We start from the raw sequence: 25,294 nt of genomic DNA, 5'->3' as shown, positions 1-25,294 counted from the left end.
CACCAGACTCTACGAGCGGGCGAGCTCGCCGATCCGGGCGATGGTCCGCTCGATCTCCTCGTCCGTGGTGCGCGGGTTGATGGTGCACACGCGGAGCACCGTCTCACCTCGCAGCACGGTCGAGCTCGGGATCGCGTAGCCGTCCTCGACCACGCGCGCGATGAGCGCGGCGTTGTCGGCGCGCGTCGCCCGGAACGTGACGATCGCCAGCTGCGCCGGGGTGACGACCTCGAGCCCGTCCGTGCGCTCGATCGCCCGCTGCGCGGCCTCCGCCAGCGCGATGCCCCGCGCGATCGCCTCCCGGAACGCGGCCATGCCGAACGTCTGCACGGACAGCCACAACTTCATCGCGCGCGATCCGCGGCTCAGCTGCGGCGAGCGATCGCGGAAGTTCACCTCCGCACCGAGGACGTCGCGCAGGTACTCCGGCGACATCGCGAACGCCTCGGCCAGCGCGCCGGGGCGCCGGACGAGCACGCAGCCGGCCTCGTAGTTCTGGAAGAGCCACTTGTGCGGATCGACGACGAGCGAGTCGGCGCGGCCCATGCCGCCGAGCAGCGCGCCGCCGGACTCGGTGAGGGCCGCCGGAGCACCGTAGGCGCCGTCGACGTGCAGCCAGAGCCCGCGCTGCTCGCAGAGGTCGGCAAGCTCGTCGAGCGGGTCCACAGCGCCCGTGTTCGTCGAACCGGCCGTCGCCACCACCAGCGTCGCGTCGTTGCCGATGAGCTCGGGCCGCATGCGGAACGCGGCGTCGGTCTCCGTCATCCGGATCTCGTAGCCGAGCAGCCGCAGGGCCCGCAGCGAGGCGACGTGGGTCTGATCGCTCACGTAGGCGACGCCGGGGACTCGCTCGGCAGCACCCAGGGCGGTGAGCGTTGCCATCGAGCCGCCGCTCATGAGGATCCCCTCGGTCCCGTCCGGCATGCCGCACCACTGCCGCAGCCAGTCGAGCACCACGAGCTCGAGCGTCGTCGGCCCCGAGCTGCCGGCCCACGACGCGCCGAACACGTTGAGTCCGGCGGCCAGCGCGTCGGCGAACGGGCCGACCGGGTTGCTCGGGCTGGGGACGCGTGCGAAGAAGCGCGGGTGGTCGCCGTGCTGGATGAACGGGACGACGTCCTCGAGGAGCCGGTCGAGCGCGGCGAGCGCGTCGCCCGGTTGCTCGGGCGGCGGGCCGTCCAAACGCGCGTGGAGCTCCTGCGACGTCCCGGTGCGGATCGCCTCGCCGTCGCCGAGGGCGGCCCAGTGGTCGACGATCGCATCGACCACGCGGTGCCCGAGCCTGCGCAGCTCGTCGGGCGGGAGCGTGAGTGGGCGGCCGTCCACGGGGACGTGCCATGGTACGCCCGAGCATGCTGATCGGAGCCCACGTCTCGCCCGCCGGCGGGGTGGCCAAGGCGGTCGAGCGCGGTGTCGAGCGCGGCTGCCACGCCATCCAGATCTTCAACCAGAACCCGCGCGCGTGGAAGCCGCGGGAGTACCCGGCCGAGGAGATCGAGGCGTTCCACGCCGCGATGGACGGCTCGGACGTCGACGCGCTGCTCATCCACGCCGTCTACCTGCTCAACTGCGCGTCCGAGGACGCGGAGATCCGCGAGAAGACGCACACGTCGCTGGTGACGTCGCTGCGCGCGGGCGCCGAGCTCGGCGCCGTCGCCGTCGTCCTCCACCCCGGGTCGGCGAAGACCGGCGACGTCGGCAAGGCGATCGAGCGGGCCGGCGCGGTGATCCGCGAGGCGCTCGAGGAGTCCGAGACGTGCCCGCTGCACCTCGAGAACACGGCGGGCGCGGGCGGGACGCTCGGGCGCTCGTTCGCCGAGCTGGCCGCGCTCATCGACGCGGCGGGCGGGCACGAGCGCCTAGGCCTGTGCCTCGACTCCTGCCACCTGCTGGCGAGCGGGTTCGACATCCGCACCGAGGAGGGCCTGACGCGCACGCTCGACGACTGCGTCGAGCAGGTCGGGACCGAGCGACTCGGGTCGCTGCACTTCAACGACTCGCAGACGCCGCTCGGCTCCAACCGCGACCGGCACGCGAACGTCGGCGAGGGGGAGCTCGGCGAGGACGGCTGCGCCGTGTTCCTCTCCGAGCCGCGCTTCGAGGACCTCCCGTGCGTCCTCGAGACGCCGGGCCACAACCGCAGCGGCCCGACGCCGGAGGAGATCAAGCTCGCGCGGACGTTGCGCGAGCGGGGCCTGAAGGCCCGGTCGAAGGGCTAGTCGGTTGACTCCAGCTGGAGCGCGCAGCTGTTCATGCAGTAGCGCTCTCCGGTCGGGCCGGGGCCGTCGGGGAAGACGTGGCCGAGGTGGCTGTCGCAGCGCGCGCAGCGGACCTCGGTGCGGATCATCCCGTGGCTGAAGTCGCTGGTCAGCGAGACGTTCTCGCGGTTCTTCGGGTCGGTGAAGCTCGGCCACCCGGACCCGGAGTCGTACTTGGTGTCGGAATCGAAGAGCTCGAGGCCGCAGGCCGCGCAGTGGTACGTGCCGTCGGCCTTCTCGTTGACGTAGCGCCCGGTGAACGGGGGCTCGGTGCCGGCCTCGCGGAGCACGTGGAACTGGGCGGGCGAGAGCTCGTCCCGCCACTCATGATCGGACTTGAGGACCTTCTCCATGGCCCGAGAGTACGGCTGGTGCCTGAACGCAGGATCAAGCGGCGGGCGCCCAGCCGAGCACCGCGTCGCGGAACGCCTCCGGGGCCTCGTCGGGCACGAAGTGGCCGCAGTCGGGGATGAGCACGATCTCGGCGTCCGGGACGTGGCGGGCGATGAGGCGCGCCTGCGCGGGGCCGCAGAGCGCGTCGAGCTCGCCCGCGATGACGAGCGTCGGCGCGGCGATCTTCGCCAGGTGCGGCCGGACGTCGATGTGCTGGTACAGGCCGCTCTCCCAGACCTTGACCGCCCGCAGGTCGACCGCCAGGTCCGCCCAGCGCGACATCGCGCGGCGCGCCGGCTCGGAGCTGGGGTGCGCGAAGTAGAGCGGCAGGACGTCGAGCATCATCTGGCTGACGAGGCGGGCGTCCTCGGTCGCCAGCACCGTGTCCGTCCACGAGTCCCACGCCCTGCGCGCGTCCGCGTACCACCGGGCGCCGGCGTGGCGGGAGAGGTTGCGCTCCATCTCCGCGGCGGTCTCCTCGGGGTCGACCTGCTCGCCCTGGGCGGCGCCGGCGACCGAGACGACGCGGGTGGTGCGGTCGGGGAACAGCGCCGCGTACGTCAGCGCGGTGACGGCGCCGAACGAGATCCCCCCGATCGTCGCGCGGTCGATGCCGAGCGCCTCGCGGACCTCGTCGTAGAAGCGCGCGTGGCCCTCGGGCGTGTAGTCCTCGTCGCGCTCCGGCGGCGTCGAGCGGCCCGAGCCGTGCGGGTCGATGAGGTGGACCTCGTAGCGGTCGGCGAGCAGCCGGCCGTACTCGCGCAGCGGGGCCGCGCCGAAGCCGGGGCCGCCCTGGAAGAACAGCATCGGCTCGCCGCCCGCCGCGACGACCTCGTGGCTCGCCCGCCGCCCACCGCTCAGCTCGATCGTCTCGGCGAGGGCGGCCACGCGGAGGACGGGGTCAGGCGGCCTGCGTGGCGGCTTCGGGCTCGGCGACCCGGACGACGGCCGAGCCGACCATGTGCTGCACCTCGGCGCGCAGCGACGCGTTGTTCGCGACGCGGAACGAGCGGCCGAGCTTGAGCGTCCGCCGCCCCGCGCCGGTCACGACCTCGAGGACGACGTCGGACTCGCCGGGGAAGTTGCCGATGATCTCCTTCAGCTCGTCGATGAAGGTGGCCGGCAGGCGGGTGGCGTCGAGCGGCGGCAGCCGGAACGGCTCAGGGCCCACCTGCATCTTCGCGAGCTCTTCCCGCGCCTTCTCCACCTCCTCCTCGGAGGGGGCGAACGGCTCGAGCGACTGGACGACGATGCACGTCTTCTCCGCGTCCTTGTGGTCGACACGGCCGCGGACGAGCACGACCGCGTCGATCTCCAGCGAGCCCGCGTACTGCTCGAGCGCGTTGCCGAAGATGAGGATCTCGACCTGGCCCTCGAGGTCGTCGATGGTCGCGAACGCCATCGGGTCGCCCTTCTTCGTCCGGATCTTCTTGAGCGCGGTGATGATCCCGCCGACGGTGACCCAGTCGCTGTCCTTGAACTTCTGGCGGTCGCCGATCTCGGCCAGTGACGCGTCGGCGCGCACGCGCAGCGCCTCGCGGACGTCCTTGAGCGGGTGCGCCGAGATGAAGACGCCGATCGACTCCTTCTCCGCGGCGAGCAGCTCGGGCTTGTCGAACTCCTCGAGCGGGATCGGCGGATGCTGCGGCGCGGCGAACGCGGCCGCCGCGGGCGATCCGCCGCCGTCGTCGCCTCCGCCGAACGCCATGTCGAAGATCGAGCCCTGGCCGATCTCGAGGTCCTGCTGCTGCTTCTGCCCGGCGGCCTGCGCCTGCTCGAGCACAGAGAGCATGCCCTTGCGGCTGGCGCCGGTCGAGCCGAACGCGCCGCACTTGATGAGCGCCTCGATCGCGCGCTTGTTCACCGCGCGGCCGTCGACGCGGCAGCAGAAGTCCCAGATCGAGGTGAACGGGCCGCCCTCCTCGCGGGCGCGCTTGATCCCCTCGACGGCGGCGAAGCCGACGCCCTTCACCGCATCGAGCCCGAAGCGGATGTTGCCGTCCACGACGACGAAGTCGTGGTCGGACAGGTTGACGTCGGGCGGGAGGATCTCGATGCCCATCTGCTCCGCCTTGGCGACGAAGAACGGGACCTTGTCCTTCGTGTCCATGACGCTCGAGATGAGCGCGGCCATGTACTCGGCCGGGTAGTTCGCCTTCAGCCAGGCGGTGCGGTAGGCGACGAGCGCGTAGCAGGCGGCGTGGGACTTGTTGAACGAGTAGTCCGCCGACTTCTCGTTCGTGGCCCAGAGCTGCTCGATGAGCTGCGGGCTCGTCCCCGACCGCTGGCAGCCCTCGACGAACTCGGGCTTGAGCTTGGCCATCGCCTCGCGGTTCTTCTTGCCGATCGCCTTGCGCAGGTCGTCCGCGCGGGCGCCGCTGAAGCCGGCGAGCTCCTTGGAGATGAGCATCGCCTGCTCCTGGTACAGGATGACCCCGTACGTGCCGCCGATGATCGGCTCGAGCCGCGGATCGGGGATCTGCACCGACTCCGGGTTGCGCTTGCCGCGCGCGTACGTGGGGATCTGGTCCATGGCGCCGGGGCGGTAGAGCGCCACGAGCGCGACGAGGTCGTCGAAGATCGTCGGGCGGACCTTCTTGAGGGCCTCCTGCATGCCCTCGGACTCGAACTGGAAGACGCCGACCGAGTCGCCGGCGGCGAGCATCTCGTACGTCTTCGGATCGTCGAGCGGCAGCGTCGCCATGTCCGGCCGCGTGCCGGTGGAGCGCCCGATGATGTCGAGGGCGTCCTCGATGACGTCGAGGTTGCGCAGCCCGAGGAAGTCCATCTTCAGCAGGCCGAGCTCCTCGACCGGCTTCATCGCGAACTGCGTGACCGTGCGGAAGACCTTCTGCCCGTTCTCGTCCGTGCCCGCGTCGGCGAGCTGCACCGGCACGATGTCGGTCAGCGGCCGGTCGGCGATGACGACGGCGGCGGCGTGGATGCTCGAGTTGCGGACGATGCCCTCGAGGCCCTTCGCGACGTCGATGATCTGCTTCGCCGTGGGGTCGGAGTCGTACGCCTTGCGCAGCTCCTGCCCCTCCTCCAGGCACTTGTCGAACGAGGGCGCGCGGCCCTGCTCGGGATCCGGGATGAGCTTGGCGAGGCGGTCGCCTGCGCCGTAGTCGTGGCCGAGGACGCGAGCGGCGTCGCGCGTCGCCGCGCGCGGGAACATCTTGCCGAAGGTGATGATCTGGGCGACCGCGCCCTCGCCGTACTTGTCCTTCACGTAGCGCATCACGCGCTCGCGCCCGCGGACGGAGAAGTCGATGTCGATGTCGGGCATCGACACGCGCTCGGGGTTCAGGAAGCGCTCGAACAGCAGGTCGTACCGGAGCGGGTCGACGTCCGTGATGTTCAGCGTGTACGCGACGAGGCTGCCGGCCGCCGAGCCACGGCCCGGACCGACGGCGATCCCGTTGTCCTTGGCGTACTTGACGAAGTCCCAGACGATCAGGAAGTAGGCGTTGAAGCCCATCTTGTCGATGACGCCGAGCTCGTACTCCATGCGCTCGACGGCCTCGGCGGGCGGCGGATCGCCGTAGCGCTTGCGCAGCCCCTCCATGACGAGCGTGCGGAGGTACTCCCGCTCGTCGCTGCCGTCCGGCGTCGGGTAGCGCGGGATGAGCTGCTTGCCGAGCTCGATGCTGACGTCGCAGCGCTCCGCGATCTCGAGCGTGGTCGCCACCGCCTCCGGCCACTCCGCGAACTTCTCCGCCATCTCCTGCGAGGAGCGGAGGTAGAACTCGTTCGTGTCGAAGGTCATCTTCGGCGCGGCGAGCGTGGACTTCGTCTGCACGCACAGCAGCGCCGTGTGGTGGTTGTAGTCCTCGCGGCGCAGGTAGTGCACGTCGCCGGTGCCGACGAGCGGCCGGCCGACCTCGCGGGCGATCCGGACGATGCCCTCGTTCGCCTTGTCCTGGTCGGCGATGCCGTTCTTCTGGACCTCGAAGTAGACGTTCTCGGCGCCGAGGACGTTCATCAGCTCGTCGACGTGGGCGCGCGCTTCCTGGTCGCGGCCGTCGACGAGGCGGGAGCAGAAGCGGCTGGCGAGGCAGCCCGTGAGCGCGATGACGCCCTCGGAGTGCCTGGCGAGCTGCTCCATGTCCACGGTCGGCTTGCCGCGGTTGAGGCCCTCGAGGAAGCCGGCGCTGGAGAGCTTGACCAGATTGCGGTAGCCCGTGTTCGTCGCCGCCACGAGAGTGAGGTGGTTGCGCTCCACCTTCTCGGACTGGGCCTTGACGTGGTCGTCGACGAAGTAGATCTCGCAGCCGAGGATCGGCTTGACGCCGTGCTTCTGAGCCGCCTTGAACAGCTCCACCGAGCCGTTCATCACGCCGTGGTCGGTCAGCGCGATCGCGGGCTGGTCGAACTCCGCGGCGCGCTTGACGAGCGCCTCGATGTTGCAGGCGCCGTCGAGCAGCGAGTACTCGGAGTGGACGTGGAGATGCGCGCAGCTGTGAGAGCTCACGGGGTACTGGATGCTAGGCGCCGGGTCGGACGGGCTGGCGCGGGTGGCCGGAGCCGTTTCCCGGAGGTTGCGGCATCAGCGCGCATCGGCGCCGCGGGCGCCGTCGAACCACGCGTGGAGCGCGTCGACCGCGCGCCGATCGCCGGTCAGGCCGATCCGCTCGCCGTCGGGGAGGGGCGTGCCGGCGAGGAGCGGGAGGAGCGCCGTGCGGGAGAGCGTCAGCGTCGCGCTCGGCTCCGCCTTCGCCGCCCCCGTCTCGCCGTTGCGGCGCTGGACCACGAGCGGCGCGCCGTCCGCCGCCGCGACCGTCCACGTGCCGGTCCGGTCGAGTGCGTAGTCGACGGCGAAGCGATGTCCGCCGGTCCACGCCGGATCCACCGCGGCGGCGAGCGCTGCCAGGAGGAGCCCCGGCGCGAGCCGCGCGCCGTGCTCGATCGCCTGCTCGAGCGAGAGCGGCCGACGCCGGGCGCGGACGAGCTTGCGCGACTTGAGCCAGCCGTGGCGGACCTTCGCGTTGTGCAGCCGCCAACCTGCCCCGCCCGTGGCCAGCGGAGCGACTGCCCCGAGCGGACCCTCGAACGCCACCTCGGCCTTCGCCGCGTCCGGCGCCGGCCGCTCGACTCGGACGCCGCCGTTGGAGATGGCGACCCGCAGCAGCCCGCTCTCCGGCGTCGTGACGTCGTACGTGAGTCGATCCACCGCCGCCGCCTGCGCGGGCAGGAGGGCGATGAAGAGCTCCGTCGCCATCTCGGGGTCGCGCCCGGCGAGGTTCGCCACCGCGGTCCGCAGCCACGGCGTGGCCTTCGGCGCCGAGCTGAAGATGCGCGGCGTGAGAGGAGCGCCGATCGCCGCGCCGGCCTCGGCCGAAGACGCGGGCGCGGCCGCCGACGCCGCCGGCGACGACACAGCGGCCGGAGCCGCCGGCGCCTCGGGCGCGGTGTCGCCTTCGGCTCGCGCGAGCTCCTCCTCCGCCGCGGCGCGAAGCCGGTCGGCGGCGTGCTGAAGGCTCGCGATCATGTCGGCGGCGCTTCCGGTGCCCGGCGCCGGCACCGCGGCGCGAAGCTCCGCCTCGATCTGCTGGAGACGATCGTGGGTGGGATCGACCGCGGCCGGTGAGGCCTCGGGCGCCGCGGCCGAAGAGACCGCGGTCTCGGGCGGCCGAGACACCTCGGGGACGGGCGAAGAGGTCTCGGCTTCGGTCTCGGGCGGCTGGGAGGCTTCGGGGGCGGGCTCTCCGATCTCTTCAGCCTCGAGCTCGTCGAGCTGGCGGCGGGCGGAGGCGACTTGGGCTCGGAGGCCGGCGAGGAGGGTGTCGAGGGCGTCGGTGCGTTCGGGCTCGTCGGCCGGTGGCTCGACGAGGACCTCTCCGGGCTCGCGGAGGCGCTCTTCGCGGAGGCGCTGGACCTCGGCCTCGGCGGCCTCGCGGCGGTGGCGCTCGTCGGCGATGCGCTGCTCGAGCTCGGCGGTGGCGTGGTGGAGGCGGTTGCGCACGGCGGCGACCTCGGCCGTCATCTCGGCAAGGCGCTGCTCGACCTCGGGGCGCTCGCCGCGGGCCTCCGCCAGCGCCTGCTCGGCGGTCTCGCGCAGGCGGCGCTCCTGCTCGAGGCGCAGCTGGAGGTCGCCGGCGATCCGGCGGGCCTCGGCCGCGGCGCGGTCGGCGGCCTCCTGCGCCGCGCGCAGCTCGTCGACGTCGGACCGGGCGGCGACCGCCGCGACCCGCGCCTGCTCGAGGGCCGTACGGGCGTCGCGCAGCTCGGTGTCGCGAAGCTGGATGACCTCCTCGAGCGACAGGCGGCGGGCGTCGAGCGCGTCGAGCTCGCGCCGCAGCGACTCCGTGCCCGCGTGGCCGGAGTCGACGCGGCTGCGCACCCGGTCGAGCTCGCTGCGCACGGCCGCGATCGCCTCCTGCACGCGCTGCTGCGTCTGCACGCGACGATCGAGCTCCGCCTGCAGGTCGCCGACGCGGGCGGCCAGCTCCTCCTCCCGCGCCGTGCTGCCCGCCCGCCCGAGCTCGGCCTCCAGCTCGGCGATGCGCGCGAGCAGCCGCTCGCGGTCGGGAAGCTCCGCCTCGAGCCGCGCGACCTGCTCGGCGAGCTCGCGTTCGCGGTCGGAGATGACGGGCGTCGCGGCGCGGCGCTCGGCGGCGGCGCGGGCGATGCGCTCGGCGACGAGGTCGCGCTCGAGCTCGGCGGCGCGGTCGCGCAGGGCCTCAGCCTCGCGTCTCAGCGCCTCGGCCTCCTCGGAGTCGGCGGTGCCGGCCTCGAGCTCGTCGAGGCGCTCGCGGATCTGCGCAAGCGAGGTCTCGGCGGCGCGGCGGGCCTCGCGCTCGGCGGTGGTGGCGCGGTCGGCCTCGGCGGCGCGGCGGCGGGCGGTGGCGAGCTCGCGCTCGAGCACCGCGGCGACCTCCTCGGCGCCGGCGAGCCGGTCGCGCAGCGACTCGAGCTCGGCCTCCGCGCGGCGGCGGGCCTCCGCGATCTCCTCCTCGACCTCGACGCGGCGGCGGCGCTCGGCCTCCTCGCGCTGCTCGGCCAGCCGCAGCTGTCGCTCGGCGTCGGCGACGCGCGCGGCGAGGCCGTCGCGCTCGGACCCCGCGCGGGCGAGGCGCTGCTCGAGCTGGTCGAGCTGGGCGCGCAGCGTGTCGGCGGTGTGCTCGGCCGAGGCGGCGCGCTGGGAGGCGGAGCGCTCGGCGACCTCGGCGCGGCGGGCGCGGCGCTCGGCGAGGACGGCGGGATCGACGACCGTCCCGCCCGGCTCCTCCTCGTCGCCCACGTCGACCAGCAGGCCGGGCAGCGCCTCGGGCAGCGGGATCTCGGCGTCGCCGAGGACAAGCCTCCCCTCCCCCGCCTCGAGCGCGGCGCGCTGCTCGACCGGGGCATGGAACGCGGCGCCCCACGCGGGCGGCGTGCCCGCCGGGATAGCGTCCGGCAACGCCGGCGCGGAGGCGTCGCCGACCACCAGGACTGCCTCGGGCGGCACCGTCGACCCGTGCCAGGCGCCGAAGACGCGCACCTCGAGGACGTCCGGTGACGAGGGGACCCACTCGACGCGGTCCACCTGCAGCTCCTGCGGCTGGCGATCGGGGTTCACGCGCCGCAGTATGCGCCCCGCGGCGGACGGCCCGGGGACCTCACGCGAAGTCCCCGCACCCTGCGGAGAACCGCGCCGAAGTGGCGCTCAGTCGGTCTCGTTGCGCAGCCGCCACGCCATGCGCGACTGCAGCGACCAGATCTCGATGAACCCGGGCGACGCCTGCTGCGAGAACAGGCCGCCGGACTCCGCGAAGGTCGCGAGCTGGGCGTCGTAGACCGCGTGCGGCGACGACCGCGTGACCACCCGGACGGAGCCCTTGTAGAGCTTCAGCCCGATGGTGCCGGTCACCCACTCGTTGACCGAGTCCTGGTACGCGTCGATGTTCCCGCGCAGCGGCTCCCACCACAGGCCGGCGTAGACGAGGTACGCCCACTGCCGGTCCAGGTTCGCCTTGAACTGGTTCTGGTGGATCGTGCCGACGAGGCGCTCGAGCTCGGCGTGCGCCTTGAGGATGATCTCGGCTGCGGGGACCTCGTAGATGTCGCGCACCTTCAGGCCGACGATCCGGTCCTCGATGTGGTCGACGATCCCGACGCCGTGCTTCATGCCGATCTCGGCGACGGCCTCGAGCAGCTCGACGAGGCCGAGCGCCTGGCCGTTCAGCGTCACCGGCAGGCCCTGCTCGAACCCGATCTCGACGATCTCCGGCTCGTCCGGCGCCTCCTCGGGCCGCGTCACGAGATCGAAGACGTCGTCCTCCGGCGCATGCGAGAGGTCCTCGATCCACTTGCCCTCGCTCGACCGGCCCCAGAGGTTGTCGTCGATCGAGTACGGCGCCGACTCGGTGCCGCCCTTGACCGGGATGCCGTTCTCGCGCGCGTACGCGATCTCCTCGTCGCGGCCCATCGACCACGACCGGACCGGCGCGATGATCTTCAGCTCCGGCGCCAGCGTCGCGATCGTCGACTCGATCCGCACCTGGTCGTTGCCCTTGCCCGTGCAGCCGTGCGCGATCGTGTCGCAGCCGGATCGACGGGCGTACTCGACGGCGAGCTTCGCGATGAGCGGCCGGCCGAGCGCGGTGAAGAGCGGGTAGCCGAGGCCGTATATCGCGTTCGCCTTGATCGCGGGAGCGATGTACTCGCGCGCGAACTCCTCGCGCGCGTCGACGACGAACGTGTCGACCGCGCCGAGCTGCCGCGCCTTGCCCTCGACGACCTCGTAGTCCTCGCCCGGCTGGCCGAGGTTGACCGTCAGCGTGACGACCTCCGCCTCGTACTCGTCCTGGATCCACTTGAGCATCACGCTCGTGTCCAGGCCGCCCGAGTAGAGGAGCAGCACGCGGTTGACCTCGTCCGGCGTCGCCTCGTAGGAGGCCGTCGCCTGAGCGCGCATGCGCTCGGTGGCCTCGGGCGGCGGGATGTGGTGAGCGGAGATGCGGGGAGCGTCGTCTTCGGCCATGGCGGTGCAGGAGCCTAGACGAGCAGCATTCCGAGCCGACCGACCGCCTCGTCGATCTCGCCCTCGCCGATGACGAGCGGCGGGAGGAGGCGGATCGTGGCCGGCCCGGTGGCGTTGACGACGAGGCGCTGCTCGAGGAGCGCGCGGCGGGCGATGTCGGGTGCGCCGCCGGCCTGGAGGTCGAACGCGTTCATGAGCCCGCGGCCGCGGACGTTCACGACACCGGGGAGGTCCGCGAGGCGTTCGCGCAGCCGCTCCCCCAGCTCGCGGATCCGCGCGTGCAGGGCGGGATCCTCGAGGACGTCGAGGACCGCATGGGCCGCCGCGGCGACGACCGGCCCGCCGGCGAACGTCGATCCGTGGTCCCCGGGCTCGAGCACGTCGCGCAGCCGCTCGCCGGTGATCAGGGCGCCGATCGGCAGCCCGCCGCCCAGCGCCTTCGCGGTCGTGATCGCGTCGGGCACGACGCCCGAGTGCTCGTAGGCCCACAGCGTTCCCGTGCGTGCCAGGCCCGTCTGGATCTCGTCGAACACCAGCGCCGCACCGACGCGGTCGCACGCCTCACGGGCCGCGCGCAACGTCTCGTCGGCCAGCACGTGAACGCCCGACTCGCCTTGGATGACCTCGAGCACGACCGCGGCCGTCCCGTCGTGAACGGCGCCGGCGATCGCGTCGGCAACCGGCTCGACCGCGACGAACCCCGGCACGAGCGGCGCGAACGGCGCCTGCTTGGTCTCCTGCGGCGTCGCCGACAGCGCGCCGTACGTACGCCCGTGGAACGCGCCGCGCGCGACGACGATCTCGCCACCCTGCTTCGCCTTGCGCACGAGCTTCAGCGCCGCCTCGACCGCTTCGGCGCCCGAGTTCGTGAAGAAGACCCCGCCGCCGAGCGAGCCGAGCGCCAACCGGTCGGCCAGCGTCGCCATCGGCGCGTTGAAGTAGAGGTTGCCGACGTGGAGCAGCTCGCCCGCCTGCTCCCGGATCGCCGCGACGACATCCGGGTGGCAGTGCCCCACCGACGACACGCTGATGCCGCTCAGGAAGTCGAGGTGCTCGTTCCCCTCGCTGTCCCACAGCTGCGCGCCGGACCCGCGGACGAACTCGACCGGGAACCGCGCGTAGGTCTTCAGCAGGTGCTCGCCGGCCATCAGCCGGCCGGCCTGATCTTCGTGCCGACGCCGGCGTCGGTGAACAGCTCGAGCAGCAGCGAGTGCGGGACGCGCCCGTCGATGATGTGCGCGAACGACACGCCGCCGTGGATCGCGTCGAGGCACGCCTGGAGCTTCGGGCGCATGCCGCCGAAGATCCCGTCGAGCGCCTGCTCGACCTCGTCGGCGCCCGCCTCGGACACGAGCGACTTCGGGTCCGACGCATCGCGCCGCCAGCCCTCGACGTCGGTCAGGAAGATGAGCTTGTACGCCCCGAGCGCGCGGGCGACCGCGGCGGCCGCCTCGTCGGCGTTGACGTTGTACGAGTTGCCCTCGCGGTCGGCCCCGATCGACGCGATGACCGGGATGTAGTCCTGCGCGATGTGGCGGATGACGTCGACGTCGACGCGGTCGATCTTGCCGACCCAGCCGATGTCCTCGCCGCCCGGCGCCGCCAGCCGCGAGGCGCGGAAGAGCTGCCCGTCGTCGCCGCTCAGCCCGACCGCCGACTGCCCGTGGCGGTTGAGCCGCAGGACGATGTCCTTGTTGACCTTGCCGACGAGCACCATCTTCGCGACCTCGACCGTCTGCGCGTCGCTGACGCGCAGGCCGCCGACGAACTCGACCGGGATGTCGAGCTTCTGCATGTACGCGGTGATCTCGGGCCCGCCGCCGTGCACGACGATCGGGTTCAGCCCGACGTACTTCAGGAGCACCACGTCGCGCGCGAACTCCTCGCGCAGGCCGGGGTCGTCCATCGCGGCGCCGCCGTACTTGATGACGACGGTCCGGCCGTGGAACTCCCGGATGTACGGAAGCGCCTCGAGGAGCGTCTGGACGGAGGTGTTGGAGGCCTCGATCACGTCGTGTAGTCCGCGTTGATGGTGATGTACTCGTGCCCGAGGTCGCTGAAGAAGACCTCGGTCTCCGAGCCGTCCCCCGGCAGCGCGACCTCGATCTCCACCTCGTCGGAAGCGAACTGCGCCGCCTCGCCGGTCGCCATGCCGTTCGAGCACACGAGCGTGCCCTCGACGCGAACGTCGAACGGCAGCGAGGCGGTCCCGTTCTGCGGCATCGCCTGTCCGACGGCCTGCGCGATGCGGCCCCAGTTCGGGTCGCCGCCGTAGATCGCGGTCTTGACGAGCGGCGAGTTGGCGACCGACCGCGCGACGCGTTCGACCGCGCTGTCGTCGCCCCCGCGCGCGACGACGCGACCGACGCGCCGGGCGCCCTCACCGTCGCGGACGATCAGCAGCGCCAGCCGGCGGAGCAGGGCGTCGAGCGCCTCGCCGAAGCGCAGCTCCGCCTCGGACTCGGGCGCCACCTCCACGCCGCTCGCGCCGGACGCCATGAGGATCGCCGTGTCGTTCGTGGAGAGCTGGCCGTCGACGGAGATGCGATCGAACGAGCGCTTGACGCAGACGCCGAGGAGCAGGTCGCACGTCTCGGCAGAGAGCTTCGCGTCGGTCTGGACGAAGCAGAGCATCGTCGCGAACGACGGCTGGATCATCCCCGCGCCCTTGGCCTGCGCGGTCAGCCGCACCGTGCCGCCCGGCAGGCCGACCTCCTGCGCGACGTGCTTGTCGTTCCCGTCCGTCGTGCGGATCGCGTGGGCGAAGTCCAGCGCGCCGTCGGGCCGCAGCTCGCCGCTCGCGCGCAGCAGCCCGCGGACGACCGACTGGCCGTCGAGCTGCACGCCGATGACGCCCGTCGAGCACACCGCGACGCGCGACTCGGGCACGCCGGACGCCATGCCGGCCGCGCCCTGCATGCGCGCCGCCTCGTCGAGGCCGGGCCGGCCGGTCGCCGCGTTCGCGTTCCCCGAGTTCGCGGCCACGGCGCGGATCGCGTCGAGCTGCGCGCGCTCGCGCGTGACCTGGACCGGCGCCGCCTGGACCGCCGAGCGCGTGAACCGCGCCGCGCTCGTGGCGTCCGGCACGTCGCAGACGAGCAGCCCCAGGTCGAGGCCCTCCGGCTTGATGCCGGCGTGGACGCCCGAGGCGCGGAAGCCCGCGGGCAGCCGCTCGGCGTCGGGCACGTCGCGCACGTGCGCGGGCTGCTCGACCCACCGCGAGGCGAACGCGGCGGTCACACGGTCTCCACGGCGGTCGCCGTCGGCCCGAGTCCCACGGTCTCCTCGAGGCCGAACATGAGGTTGAGGTTCTGGACCGCCTGGCTCGCCGCGCCCTTCCAGAGGTTGTCGATCGCGCTGAACACCATGAGCTTCCCGGTGCGCGCGTCCGCGCGGGCGAGCACCCGGCACAGGTTCGTGTCGCGCACGTCGCGGACGCCGGGCGCCGCCGTCGCCAGCTCGACGAACGGCTCGTCGGCGTAGGCGGCGGTGAACAGCTCGTCGAGCTCGGCCTGCTCCACCGGCCGCGGCGGCGTGACGTAGCAGGAGACGAGCTCGCCCTGGTCGAGCGGGATGAGGTGCGGCGTGAAGAGCGTGCGCACGTCGGCGCCGAGCGCCGCGAGCTCCTGGTCGATCTCCGGCGTGTGCCGGTGCCGGCCGATCCCGTACGCGTTCATGTTCTCGTCGACGGTCACGAAGTGCGTCTTCTGCGTCGCCGAGCGCCCCGCGCCCGAGACGCCCGACTTCGCGTCGACCACGACGTCGTCGATGAGCCCGGCGCGGGCGAGCGGGGCGAGGCCGAGCAGCGTCGCCGTCGGGTAGCAGCCGGGGTTGGCGACGATGTGGGCGTCGCCGATGCGGTCGCGGTAGAGCTCGGGCAGGCCGTAGACGGCGTGGCCGAAGAGGCCGGGCGCGCCGTGCTCCCCGTACCAGTCGGCATAGACCGCGGGGTCCGTCAGCCGGAAGTCCGCGGAGAGATCCACCACGCGCACGCCGCGTTCGTGCAGCTCGGCGACCGTCGGCGCCGACGCGCCGTGGGGGTAGGCGACGACCGCGGCGTCGACCGTGCCGTGGTGCTCGACGTCGAACGCGTCGAGGACGAGCGGTACGCGGTGGTACGGGTAGAGCTCGTCGAGCCGCACGCCCGCGTCGCTGCGCGAGGTCACGCCGACGAGCTCGAAGCCGGGGTGCTCATGCAGGATCTTCGCGGCGAGCGCGCCCGCGTAGCCCGAGGCGCCGGCGACGATGACGGTCGGCGTCATGCGCGCTGCTCCGCCCCGAAGCGGTCGGCGAGCGCGGCGACGGCCTTCTCGACCGGCTTGCGCACCTCGTCCTCGGTGAGCGTGCGGTCGGGCGCACGGAACGCGAGGTGCAGCGCGAGCGACTTGCGGCCCTCGCCGGCCTGCGCGCCGCGGTAGACGTCGAAGACCTCCGCGCGCTCGAGCAGCCTGCCCGCCGCCTCGCGGACCGTCGCGATGACGTCGGCGGCCGGCACGTCCTCGCCGAGCACGACGGCCAGGTCCTGGTTGACCGCGGGGAACGTCGTCACATCACGGTACGGCAGGTCCTCGGGCGCGCCGTCGGCGATGAGGCCGAGGTCGAGCTCGAAGACGACGGCGGCGTCGAGGTCCCACGCGCGCGCGACGAGCGGGTGCAGCTCGCCGAGCCAGCCGAGCTCCGTCTCCCCCGCGTACACGCGCGCGGCGCGGCCGGGATGGAGGAACGGGTGCGGCGCGTCCGGGCGCACGTCCCACTCGACCCGCACGGTGTCGAGCACCGCCGCGACGACGCCCTTGCCGGCGAAGAAGTCCCACGTCGCCGCGTCGCCGGAGCGCCACTCGCTCGGCGCGACCCGGCCGGTGAGCAGGCCGCCGAGCGCGTGGCGCTCGAGCGGCAGGCGCGCGTCGTCGGGCAGCCCCGGCCGCAGGTCGCGCAAGGGGTCGCCATCGGGGGTGATCAGCGCCGCGTCGTCGGCCGGCCCGTGCGAGAGGTAGATCGACCCGCTCTCGAACAGCGCCAGGTCGGCGCGGCCGCGCGCGGCGTTGAACCGGGCGGCGTCGAGCAGCGAGCCGAGCAGGGTCGTGCGCAGGACGCTCTGGTCCTCGGACATCGGGTTCGCGATGCGGACGAACCCGCGGCGCGGATCGCCGGCGGGCAGGCGCAGCCGGTCGGCGACGGTCGGCTCGGTGAACGACCAGCCGACGACCTCGTGCAGGCCGCGGCCGACGAGCGCGTCCTCGGCGCGGCGCTGGACGCGCTGCGCGAACGTCAAGCGGCCGGAGGCGCCGCGCCGCGACGGCAGCGTCGCGGGCAGCTTGTCGACGCCGTCGATGCGCGCGACCTCCTCGACGAGGTCGGCCTCGCGCGTGACGTCCTGCCAGCGGAAGTGCGGGACGACGACGCTCATGGCGCCGTCCCCGCCGACCCCGCCGAGCCGCACGTCGAACTCGAGCGACCGCAGGATCGCGGCCTGCCGGTCGGCGTCGATGTCGGTGCCGAGCAGCTCGTTCGTGCGGTCCGGCCGCAGCGTGACGGGCGGCGGGTCCTCGCCGGGACCGCCGACGTCGATCGTGCCCGGCACGAGCGTCGCGCCGCACAGCTCGACCATCAACTGCGCCGCGACCGCCTGCGCGTCCATCGTCTGCCGGACGCTGAGCCCCTTCTCGAAGCGGCCGCTCGCCTCGGACCGCAGCCCGAGCCGCGTCGACGTGCGCTGGATCGTCGGCGCGTGCCAGGACGCGACCTCCATCAGCACGCGCGTCGTGTCCTCGGCGACCTCGGACCGCGCGCCGCCCATGACGCCGGCCAGCGACGTCGGGCCGTCGGCGTCGTCGATGACGATCTCGCCGGCCCGCAGCGTGCGCGTCTGCCCGTCGAGCGTGTCGATCGTCTCGCCCTCGCGCGCGGCGCGCACGACGAGCTTCTGCCCGGCGACGCGGTCGAGGTCGAACGCGTGCAGCGGATGCCCGGTGAGGAGCATCACGTAGTTCGTGATGTCGACGACGTTGTTGATCGGGCGCTGGCCGGCCGCGGACAGGCGCGCCTTCAGCCACGCGGGCGACTCGCCGATCGTCACGTCCTCGAAGACGCGCGCGGTGAAGCGCGGGCACAGGTCCGGCACCGCGACCTCGACCGACACGCCGTCGATCTCGCCGGGCGTGCCGGGGTCGTCGGCCCACGGCGGCGCCGCGAGCGGCGCGCCGGTCGTCGCGTGGACTTCCCGCGCGACGCCGTAGACGCCGAGGCAGTCGGGGCGGTTCGGCGTGATCTCGAGCTCGAGCACCTCGGTGCTGATCGGCAGCACCTGCTCGAGCGGCGTGCCCGCGGGGATCGCGTCGTCGAGCACCATGATCCCGTGGTGGTCGGTGCCGATGGCGAGCTCGTCCTCGGCGAGGATCATCCCCACCGACTCGACGCCGCGCAGCTTCGCCTTCTTCAGGCGCGTGCCGTCGGGCATGATCGCGCCCGGCCCGGCGACCGCCACGGTCTGGCCGGTGGCGACGTTCGGCGCGCCGCAGACGATCTGGCGCTCCTCGCCGCCGACGTCGACGCGGCAGACGGTCAGCCGGTCGGCGTCGGGATGCTGCGAGGCGTCGAGGACCTTGCCGACGACGAACTCCTCGAGCCCCGCCACGCCGTGGTGGTGGACGGCCTCGAGCTTCGTGCCGGTCATCGTCAGCGCCTCGCCGAGCGCGCGCGAGCCGAGCGGCGACGGGCACAGCTCGTCGAGCCACGACCGCGGGACCCTCATCCGAACTGCTCCAGCATCCGCAGGTCGTTCTCGAAGAACATCCGCAGGTCCGGCACGCCGTGCTTGAGGAACGCGATCCGCTCGATCCCCATGCCGAAGGCGAAGCCCTGGACGCGCTCGGGGTCGTAGCCGTGCTCGCGCACGTACGCGAAGACGTTCGGGTCGACCTCGCCGGCGCCGAGGATCTCGATCCAGCCCTCGCCCTTGCACAGCGGGCAGCGCGAGCCGTCGCGCAGGAACCCGTCCTTGCAGTTGAAGCACGAGACGTCGACCTCGACGCTCGGCTCCGTGAACGGGAAGAAGTGCGGGCGCAGCCGGACCTCGCGCTCGTCGCCGAACAGCGCGCGGGCGAACGCGAGCAGCGTCCCCTTGAGGTCGGCGAGCGTGACGTCCTCGTCGACCGCGAGCCCCTCGACCTGGTGGAACTGCGGCGTGTGCGTGGCGTCGCTGTCGCGCCGGTACACGCGGCCGGGGATGACGATGTAGAGCGGCGGCGGGTGCTCCTGCATCGCGCGCGTCTGCATCGGCGACGTGTGCGTCCGCAGGACGATGTCGTCCGCGACGTAGAACGTGTCCGTCCACGCGCGCGCGGGGTGCGTCGGCGCGTGGTTGAGCGAGTCGAAGTTGTAGTAGACGTGGTCGACCTCGGGACCCTCCATCACGTCGAAGCCGAGGCCGAGGAAGACGTCCTCGATCTCGCGCCGCGTCGCGGTGAGGATGTGCAGCCGCCCGACCGGCTGCGCCGGCGCGGCCGGCAGCGTGACGTCGACGCGGTCGGCGGCGAGGCGGACGTCGAGCTCGCTTGCCTCGAGCTGCTGCACCCGGTCGTCGACGAGCGCTTCGAGCGCCTTGCGCGCCTCGTTGGCGGCGCGGCCAACCTGGCCGCGCTCCTCCGGCGGGAGCTGCGCGACGCCGCGCAGCAGGTTCGGCAGCTCGGCCTTGCGGCCGAGGAAGCGGACGCGCAGCTCCTCGAGCGCGGCGGTGTCGGCCGCGGCGGCGATCGCCGTCTCGGCCTCGCTGCGCAGCTCGCTGATGCGGGTGGTGATCGGTTGGTCGGTGCTCACGGGAACGAAAAAGGGCGCCTCGTTGGGCGCCCGCGGGAGTGATGGATCAAGCAGCGCGCTACGCCGCCGGTCCCCCGCGGGCCGTCGTACGGCGGAATCGGAAGGTACGGGTGCGCGTGCCCATCTGCTTGCTCATTCAAGCAGAAGGGCGCTCACGCCGCGAGCGGCGCGACGAACGCCCTTTGGCGCTCGCGCTCGACCACCGCGCAGACGGCGTCCACGACGGCCGGGTCGAACTGGCTGCCGGAGCACCGGCGCAGCTCGGCGATCGCCGTGTCCATCGGCATCGCCCGGCGGTAGGAGCGGTTCGTCGTCATGGCGTTGACGGCGTCGCACACGCCGATGATGCGCGCCGCCAGCGGGATCGCCTCCCCGGCCAGGCCGTCGGGGTACCCGCCGCCGTCCCAGCGCTCGTGGTGGCCGCGGACCGTCAGGCCGACCTCGGCGAGCACGCCGCCGATGCGGTCGAGCATGCGCTGGCCGTCCTCGGGGTGGCGGCGGATGACCGCCCACTCCTCGTCGGTCAGCTTGCCGGGCTTGTTGAGGATCTCGTTCGGGGTCAGCAGCTTGCCGATGTCGTGGAGCAGCGCGCCGAACTCGAGGTTGCGCTGCTCGCGCCCGGTCAGGCCGACCTCGCGGCCCGTGGCGATGGCGAGCGCGACGACCCCGCGCGAGTGCTCGCCGCCGGTGTAGGCGTCGTCGGCCTCGAGCATCTCGCCCATGAGGATCGCGGTGCCGCGGTAGGCCTCGCTCAGGGCGAGCGTGCCCTCGATGCGGCGCTCGCGCTCGTTGCGCAGGACGACGAGCAGCCACAGGAGCGGCATGGCCAGCAGCAGCGCGGCGGGCGTGTCGTCGGCGAGCAGCGCGGCCATCAGCCCGATCGGCGCCAGCGCGGCGTCGACGGCGAAGACGATGCCCATGAGCTCGAGCTGCAGCCGCGGCGCGGTGCCGGACGCGAGCCACTCGCGGCCCATTCCGCTCACGGCGTCCAGCGCGAACTGCGAGGCGAGCACGGCCAGGTAGAGCGGCCACTGCGCGAGGTCCGGGTGCGCGTGGCCGAACGCGGCGATGAGCGCGGCCGGCGCCAGCGTGTACCAGGCGTCGGAGACCTGCAGGAGGATGCGGTCCGGGTGGACCTCGCCGCGGACGTACTCGGGCAGGCGGGCGATCGCCATGCCGGCGGCGACGAGCAGCGGGACCGCCGCGGGATCGAGCAGCAGCAGCATCGGGACGAGCACGAGCTCGACCGGAGCGGTGCCGCCCGCGCCGACGCTGAACTGCATGCGGCGGGCGGCGGCGTAGGCCGGCACGAGCGCGATCGCCAGCGTGAGGTCGCCCGCCCGCGGGCGGTCGGGGAACAGCGCCTGGAGCGCGATGACGGCCGCGACGAGGCCGACGGCGAAGACGACCTCGGCGATCCGCTCGCGGCCGGCGAGCGGCTGCGCGCGGCGCGGCGCCGAGCCGCGCAGGAGCGCTTCGACGTCTGGATCGAGATCGATGGCGGCCACGGAGATCCCCTGGTTCGTCGGCGTTCGCGCGTGGAACTGGAGCGGAGCGCGAAGACGACGCTCGGAACATGCGTCCAACGAGGGTTTCGTTCCCGGTGCGTCGCGCCGATGGAGCACACCACTGCGAACGCGCCAAGGACACACGGCGCCTCGCAGGCTCTCTCTCCACGGAAGGAACCTCCCAGTGCCATTCACCAGGAGCCGTCGTCGCGTCCGGCGCACGGCCGCTGCCGCGATCGCCGTCGTCGCGGCCCTGCCGGCCGCATCGGCCAACGCCGCGCTCTTCGAGACGTCGCCCTGCGACGACGCTCCGCTCTCCACGCCGTTCGCGCCGTGGGGCGACGACGCCCTCTACAAGCTGGCGCCCGGCGGCGACTTCGAGGGTGACCACGGGTGGACGCTCTCGGGCGGCGCCAAGCGGGCCGCCGGCAGCGAGCCGTTCGCCGCGACCGGCGCGACCGGCGCGTCGTCGCTGAGCATCCCCGCCGGCGGCTCGGCGGTCTCGCCGCCCACGTGCGTCAACGCCGCGTACCCGAGCTTCCGCTTCTTCGTGAAGTCCTCGGGCGGCCTGCTCGGGCTCGCGCCGATGCTGAAGGCCGAGGTCCTGTACCGCGACACCCTGCTCGGCAACATCGCGGTGCCCGCGGGCGTCGTCATGCCCAGCTCGAAGTGGACGCCCAGCGGCGTCCTCCTGACGTTCTCGGCGCTCGGCGCCACGGTCTCCGGCGGCGAGGCGCCGATGACCATCCGCCTGACCTCCGTGGCGGGCACCTGGACGGTCGACGACGTCTTCGTCGACCCGTACTTCCGCGGCTAGCCCGCGCGACGCGATCTCGCGGCGGTCACCTCGTAGAGGGCAACCGTCGCGGCCATCGCCGCGTTGAGCGACTCCGACGCCCCCTCGATGGGGATGTGCGCGGTCCGCTCGCACCGGTCGACGACGTCGGCCGGCAGCCCGTCGCGCTCGGCGCCGACGAGCAGCGTGGCCTGCGCAAGCGGGCCGAGAAGCGGCTCGCCGGCGCGCGCGACGAGCGCGATCCGAGGCTGCGGTAGGTCGTCGACGCCCGTGACGCGCGCGACGGGGACCGCGAACGCCGCGCCCATCGACGCGCGGACCGCCTTGGGCCCGAACGGGTCCGCCGTGCCCGGCCCGATCGCGACGCTGTGCGCGCCGAACGCGAGCGCCCCGCGCAGGATCGTGCCGACGTTGCCGGGGTCGCCGACGCCGAAGAGCGCCACGCACACCGGGCCGAGCGGCACGGCCGACCAGCGCTGCTCGTAGACGGCGAGCGCGCGCGTCCCGGAGCCGAGCGTCGACGCCTTCGCCAGCAGCGAGGGCTCGACCTCGCTGCCGCGCAGGCCGCTGCCCGCGGCGACGAGCCGTTCGACCGGCTGCCAGCCCGCCTCGTCGGCGGCCGCGAGCAGGTCCTGCCCCTCGGCGAGGAGGAGACGGCGGTCCTTGTCGGCGCCCCGCGCGAGGCGCCGGACGAGCTTCAGCTTCGCGTTGTCGGCGCTGGAGATCAGGCTGCGGCGCCGTTGGCGGCCTTGGCCGCCTCGGCGAGGCCGGCGAAGGCCTCGGGGTCGCGCACCGCCAGGTCGGCGAGGACCTTGCGGTCCACCTCGATGCCCGCCTTCTGCAGGCCGCTGATGAACTGGTTGTAGTTCAGGCCGTTGAGGCGCGCGGCGGCGTTGATGCGGGTGATCCAGAGGCGGCGGAAGTCGCGCTTGCGGTTGCGGCGGTCCCGGTACGCGTAGGTCTCCGCCTTCATGACGGCTTCCTTCGCCTGCCGGTACTTCTTCGAGCCGCCGCCGCGGAAGCCCTTGGCTCGCTCGAGGACGGCGCGCCGCTTCTTCTTGGCGTGGACGCTGCGCTTGACGCGGGTCATCTGGCTACTTCCCCCTGCCCAGCAGCTTGCGAGCCGTGGCAGCCTGCGGAGCGGCGACGAGGACGTCGCGGCCGAGCTTCCGCTTGCGCTTCGAGGACTTCTTGCCCAGGTTGTGGGAGGTCATCGCGTGACGCATCTTGACCTTGCCCTTCCCGGTGAGCTTGAAGCGCTTCTTCGCGCCGCTGTGGGTCTTCTGCTTGGGCATCGCGGCGAGGGAGTGTAGCGAGCCGGGTTCAGCCGGCCCGGAGCACGAACTGCACCGCGGACGCGCGTCCGGGGCCCGCCTCGTCACGCGGGCGCGCGACCGCGCGCACGCGCGTCGCGCCCCCGAACCGGGTCAGCGCGTCGCGCCCGGCGGCCGAGATGGGGATCGTCACGTCGGCGCTCGTCCCGCCGGCGGTGCTGAACGACTTGATGCCCGCGGTCACCTGCCGGCCGTTGATCCGCCGCAGCGTGGTGAGGCGGATCGAGCCGGCGCAGCGGACCGACACCTGGCCGGGGCAGCTCACCCGCACGACGACCGCGCCGTCGGCGCCGGCGATGCGGTCGACCGCCTCGAGACCGACGGCGAAGCGCGTGGCGACGTGCTCGCAGTCGCCCGCCGGCCGGTCGAGCACGTCGACGAACGCGCGGTCGACCTGCTTGCCGCAGAGGATGCCCTCGCCGCGCTCGTCGCGGGCCGCGATCCGGTCGAACCCGTCGCCGCCGTCGAACGTGTCCTGCCCGTCGCCGCCGATGAGCACGTCGGTGCCCGCGCCGCCGACGAGCTGGCCGCCGAGCGGCGACGCACCCAGCACGTCGTCGCCGCGACCGCCGCGCAGCGTCTCGACGTCGGGCTGGACGAGGTCGCGCTCGAGCGAGGCGAGCAGGGGAAGCACCGGGACCGGGTCGACGAAGTTCAGGTCGCCGGGCCGGTCGCCGTCGTCCTGGCGGCCGTCGGCGTCGACGACCACGCCGCTGCGGCGGGCGCTGTAGTCCGCGCGGTCGCGGCCGGGGCCGCCCGTCATGACGTCGGCGCCGTCCGAGCTCGGGTCGGCGAGGAAGCGGTCGTCGCCGTCGCCGCCGCCCATCGCGTCGTCGCCGCGGTTGCCGACGAGCAGGTCCGCTCCCCCTCCCCCGTCCAGGAGGTCGTCGTTGCCGCGCCCGTCGAGCCGGTCGGGGCCGGGGCTGCCGGTCAGCGTGTCGCGGTTCGAGCCGCCGATGAGCCGCTCGATCGCGAGCAGGTCGTCCGCCTCTCCCTCGCGGCCGTCGTTGGCGACGCCGTCGAGCGAGGCGATCACCGAGTCCGTGCGGCCCGAGTAGCTGACGGTGTCGTAGCCCGTGCCGCCGTCGAGCTCGTCGGCGCCCGAGCCGCTCGCCAACGTGTCGTTGCCCGCCCCGCCGAGCAGCCGGCCGCGCAGCGTGACCGACCGGCCGAGCGTGGCCCGGTCGTTCTGGTCGCCGAGGTCGGCGACGACGTCGGTCAGCCCCGCGACGGGGCACGAGACGGTCCGGCTCGACAGCGTGCAGCCGGTGCCGGCCGAGGGCGTGGCCGTCGTGTCGGTCACGCGGATGCGCGAGCCCGAGACGGAGATCGAGACGCTGTTGCGCTCCCCCGGCGCCGCGCTGAAGGTCAGCGCCGGGCCGGAGAAGGACACCGTGCCGGCGGAGGCCGGCACGGCGATCATCAAGGCGAAGAGGACGGCGAGGGCCGGGACGAGCCGCATGCCCTTCCAACCGGGTTCCGGTCGGAGAGTTGCGGGTCGGTCAGTCCGCGAGCTGCTCGGGGCTGCCGAGCGGGCGTTCCTTGACCGGCGTGACTTCCTTGGGCTTGGCCTTGTCGCCGTCGCCCGAGGCCTCCGCCCCGTCGGCGCCATCCTCCACGTCGTCCTCGGGCGGCGCGATCTCGCCGCTGAGGACCGCCTTGGACGGCCCGAGCATCATGGTCATGTTGCGCCCGTCCTGCTGCGGCCGCTGCTCGATCTGCGCCAGCTCCTGCAGGTCCTCCGCGAGGCGGTTGAGGATGAGCTCGCCGCGCTCGGGGTGCGTGACCTCGCGCCCGCGGAACATGATCGTGATCTTGACCTTGTCCTTGTGGCGCAGGAAGCGCTCGACGTGGCGCTTCTTGGTCTCGTAGTCCTGGTCCGCGATCTTCGGGCGGAACTTGATCTCCCGGACGACGATCTGCGTCTGGTGCTTCTTGGCCTGCTTGACCTTCTGGGCCTGCTCGTACTTGTACTTCGAGTAGTCCAGGACGCGCGTCACCGGAGGCTTGGCCTCGGGAGCGACCTCGACGAGGTCGAGGTCCTTGTCCTGGGCGTACCGGAGCGCCTTGTCAGTCGGCATCACGCCGAGCTGAGCGCCGGTCTCGTCGATGAGGCGGACCTCCGGAACGCGGATGCGCTCGTTGATCCGTGTCGTGTCCCGCTCTGGCGGGCGCCGGTCGAACCTTCTCGGGACCGGCAAATCAGCTTTCAGTGTGTGTCATCAAGC

19 protein-coding genes and 1 pseudogene are annotated in these 25,294 nt (G+C 73.1%); 2 read left to right on the top strand and 18 right to left on the bottom strand.

The annotated features are described in order from the left end of the window. Nucleotides 1-9: 9 nt before the first annotated feature. A complete protein-coding gene (locus AC1UE4_RS03490) occupies nucleotides 10-1,326 on the bottom strand; it encodes a pyridoxal phosphate-dependent decarboxylase family protein (protein ID WP_482915832.1) in 1,317 nt (438 codons plus the stop codon). Between the two features lie 26 nt (nucleotides 1,327-1,352). Between AC1UE4_RS03490 and AC1UE4_RS03485 the strand changes: the two genes are divergently transcribed. Continuing rightward, nucleotides 1,353-2,219, top strand: a complete 867-nt coding sequence (locus AC1UE4_RS03485) for a deoxyribonuclease IV (protein ID WP_482915831.1) — start codon at nucleotides 1,353-1,355, stop codon at nucleotides 2,217-2,219. Here the strand turns inward: AC1UE4_RS03485 and msrB are convergent. The 12 genes and pseudogenes from msrB to AC1UE4_RS03425 all read right to left on the bottom strand — a co-directional run. After that, the gene (gene msrB, locus AC1UE4_RS03480) at nucleotides 2,216-2,611 is read right to left on the bottom strand and encodes a peptide-methionine (R)-S-oxide reductase MsrB (protein WP_482915830.1); all 396 of its coding nucleotides are present in this window, start codon (nucleotides 2,609-2,611) and stop codon (nucleotides 2,216-2,218) included. The two genes, AC1UE4_RS03485 and msrB, sit on opposite strands and share 4 nt — an antisense overlap. A gap of 34 nt (nucleotides 2,612-2,645) precedes the next feature. Continuing rightward, nucleotides 2,646-3,539, bottom strand: a complete 894-nt coding sequence (locus AC1UE4_RS03475; protein WP_482915829.1) for an alpha/beta fold hydrolase — start codon at nucleotides 3,537-3,539, stop codon at nucleotides 2,646-2,648. 13 nt (nucleotides 3,540-3,552) lie between these two features. Next, on the bottom strand, nucleotides 3,553-7,122 hold the full coding sequence (gene dnaE / locus AC1UE4_RS03470) for a DNA polymerase III subunit alpha (protein ID WP_482915828.1): 3,570 nt from the start codon (nucleotides 7,120-7,122) through the stop codon (nucleotides 3,553-3,555). A 75-nt stretch (nucleotides 7,123-7,197) separates the two neighbouring features. Then, the gene (locus AC1UE4_RS03465; RefSeq protein ID WP_482915827.1) at nucleotides 7,198-10,209 is read right to left on the bottom strand and encodes a coiled-coil domain-containing protein; all 3,012 of its coding nucleotides are present in this window, start codon (nucleotides 10,207-10,209) and stop codon (nucleotides 7,198-7,200) included. 87 nt (nucleotides 10,210-10,296) lie between these two features. Beyond that, nucleotides 10,297-11,613: an argininosuccinate synthase gene (locus AC1UE4_RS03460; protein ID WP_482915826.1), complete on the bottom strand. Its 1,317-nt coding sequence runs from the start codon at nucleotides 11,611-11,613 to the stop codon at nucleotides 10,297-10,299. A 14-nt stretch (nucleotides 11,614-11,627) separates the two neighbouring features. After that, a complete protein-coding gene (locus AC1UE4_RS03455; protein ID WP_482915825.1) occupies nucleotides 11,628-12,761 on the bottom strand; it encodes an aspartate aminotransferase family protein in 1,134 nt (377 codons plus the stop codon). Beyond that, nucleotides 12,761-13,624 carry an acetylglutamate kinase gene (argB, locus tag AC1UE4_RS03450; RefSeq protein ID WP_482915824.1) on the bottom strand — a complete coding sequence of 288 codons (864 nt, stop codon included), beginning with the start codon at nucleotides 13,622-13,624 and terminating at the stop codon, nucleotides 12,761-12,763. The genes AC1UE4_RS03455 and argB overlap by 1 nt, the downstream gene beginning before the upstream one ends. After that, entirely contained in the window at nucleotides 13,621-14,853 is a 1,233-nt protein-coding gene (argJ, locus tag AC1UE4_RS03445; protein WP_482915823.1) for a bifunctional glutamate N-acetyltransferase/amino-acid acetyltransferase ArgJ, read from the bottom strand. Before argJ ends, argB begins: the two co-directional genes overlap by 4 nt. Then, nucleotides 14,850-15,875, bottom strand: a complete 1,026-nt coding sequence (gene argC / locus AC1UE4_RS03440; RefSeq protein ID WP_482915822.1) for an N-acetyl-gamma-glutamyl-phosphate reductase — start codon at nucleotides 15,873-15,875, stop codon at nucleotides 14,850-14,852. Before argC ends, argJ begins: the two co-directional genes overlap by 4 nt. After that, a complete protein-coding gene (gene pheT, locus AC1UE4_RS03435) occupies nucleotides 15,872-18,364 on the bottom strand; it encodes a phenylalanine--tRNA ligase subunit beta (RefSeq protein WP_482915821.1) in 2,493 nt (830 codons plus the stop codon). Before pheT ends, argC begins: the two co-directional genes overlap by 4 nt. Beyond that, complete coding sequence (locus AC1UE4_RS03430; RefSeq protein WP_482915820.1) at nucleotides 18,361-19,428, bottom strand: phenylalanine--tRNA ligase subunit alpha; 1,068 nt, start codon at nucleotides 19,426-19,428, stop codon at nucleotides 18,361-18,363. The genes pheT and AC1UE4_RS03430 overlap by 4 nt, the downstream gene beginning before the upstream one ends. Nucleotides 19,429-19,709: 281 nt before the next feature. After that, a pseudogene (locus AC1UE4_RS03425) lies at nucleotides 19,710-20,936 on the bottom strand (HD-GYP domain-containing protein); the annotation flags it as partial. Nucleotides 20,937-21,120: 184 nt separating this feature from the next. On the opposite strand from AC1UE4_RS03425, the gene AC1UE4_RS03420 reads away from it, so the two are divergent. Beyond that, a complete protein-coding gene (locus AC1UE4_RS03420) occupies nucleotides 21,121-21,753 on the top strand; it encodes a hypothetical protein (protein WP_482915819.1) in 633 nt (210 codons plus the stop codon). Here AC1UE4_RS03420 and AC1UE4_RS03415 read toward each other — a convergent pair. From AC1UE4_RS03415 to infC, 5 genes are all read right to left on the bottom strand, one after another. Next, nucleotides 21,750-22,196: a TrmH family RNA methyltransferase gene (locus tag AC1UE4_RS03415; protein WP_482915818.1), complete on the bottom strand. Its 447-nt coding sequence runs from the start codon at nucleotides 22,194-22,196 to the stop codon at nucleotides 21,750-21,752. The two genes, AC1UE4_RS03420 and AC1UE4_RS03415, sit on opposite strands and share 4 nt — an antisense overlap. Nucleotides 22,197-22,456: 260 nt before the next feature. After that, nucleotides 22,457-22,822 (bottom strand): 50S ribosomal protein L20, encoded by a 366-nt coding sequence (gene rplT, locus AC1UE4_RS03410; protein WP_482915817.1) that lies wholly within the window; start codon nucleotides 22,820-22,822, stop codon nucleotides 22,457-22,459. 4 nt (nucleotides 22,823-22,826) lie between these two features. Beyond that, nucleotides 22,827-23,027, bottom strand: coding sequence for a 50S ribosomal protein L35 (rpmI, locus tag AC1UE4_RS03405; protein WP_482915816.1), 201 nt, complete (start codon nucleotides 23,025-23,027; stop codon nucleotides 22,827-22,829). Nucleotides 23,028-23,055: 28 nt separating this feature from the next. Further along, the gene (locus AC1UE4_RS03400; protein ID WP_482915815.1) at nucleotides 23,056-24,528 is read right to left on the bottom strand and encodes a calcium-binding protein; all 1,473 of its coding nucleotides are present in this window, start codon (nucleotides 24,526-24,528) and stop codon (nucleotides 23,056-23,058) included. Nucleotides 24,529-24,568: 40 nt separating this feature from the next. Beyond that, nucleotides 24,569-25,267, bottom strand: coding sequence for a translation initiation factor IF-3 (gene infC / locus AC1UE4_RS03395; protein WP_482915814.1), 699 nt, complete (start codon nucleotides 25,265-25,267; stop codon nucleotides 24,569-24,571). Nucleotides 25,268-25,294: the final 27 nt, after the last annotated feature.

Source organism: Parviterribacter kavangonensis (assembly GCF_056863335.1).
This window is presented reverse-complemented; position numbering and strand designations above follow the sequence as displayed.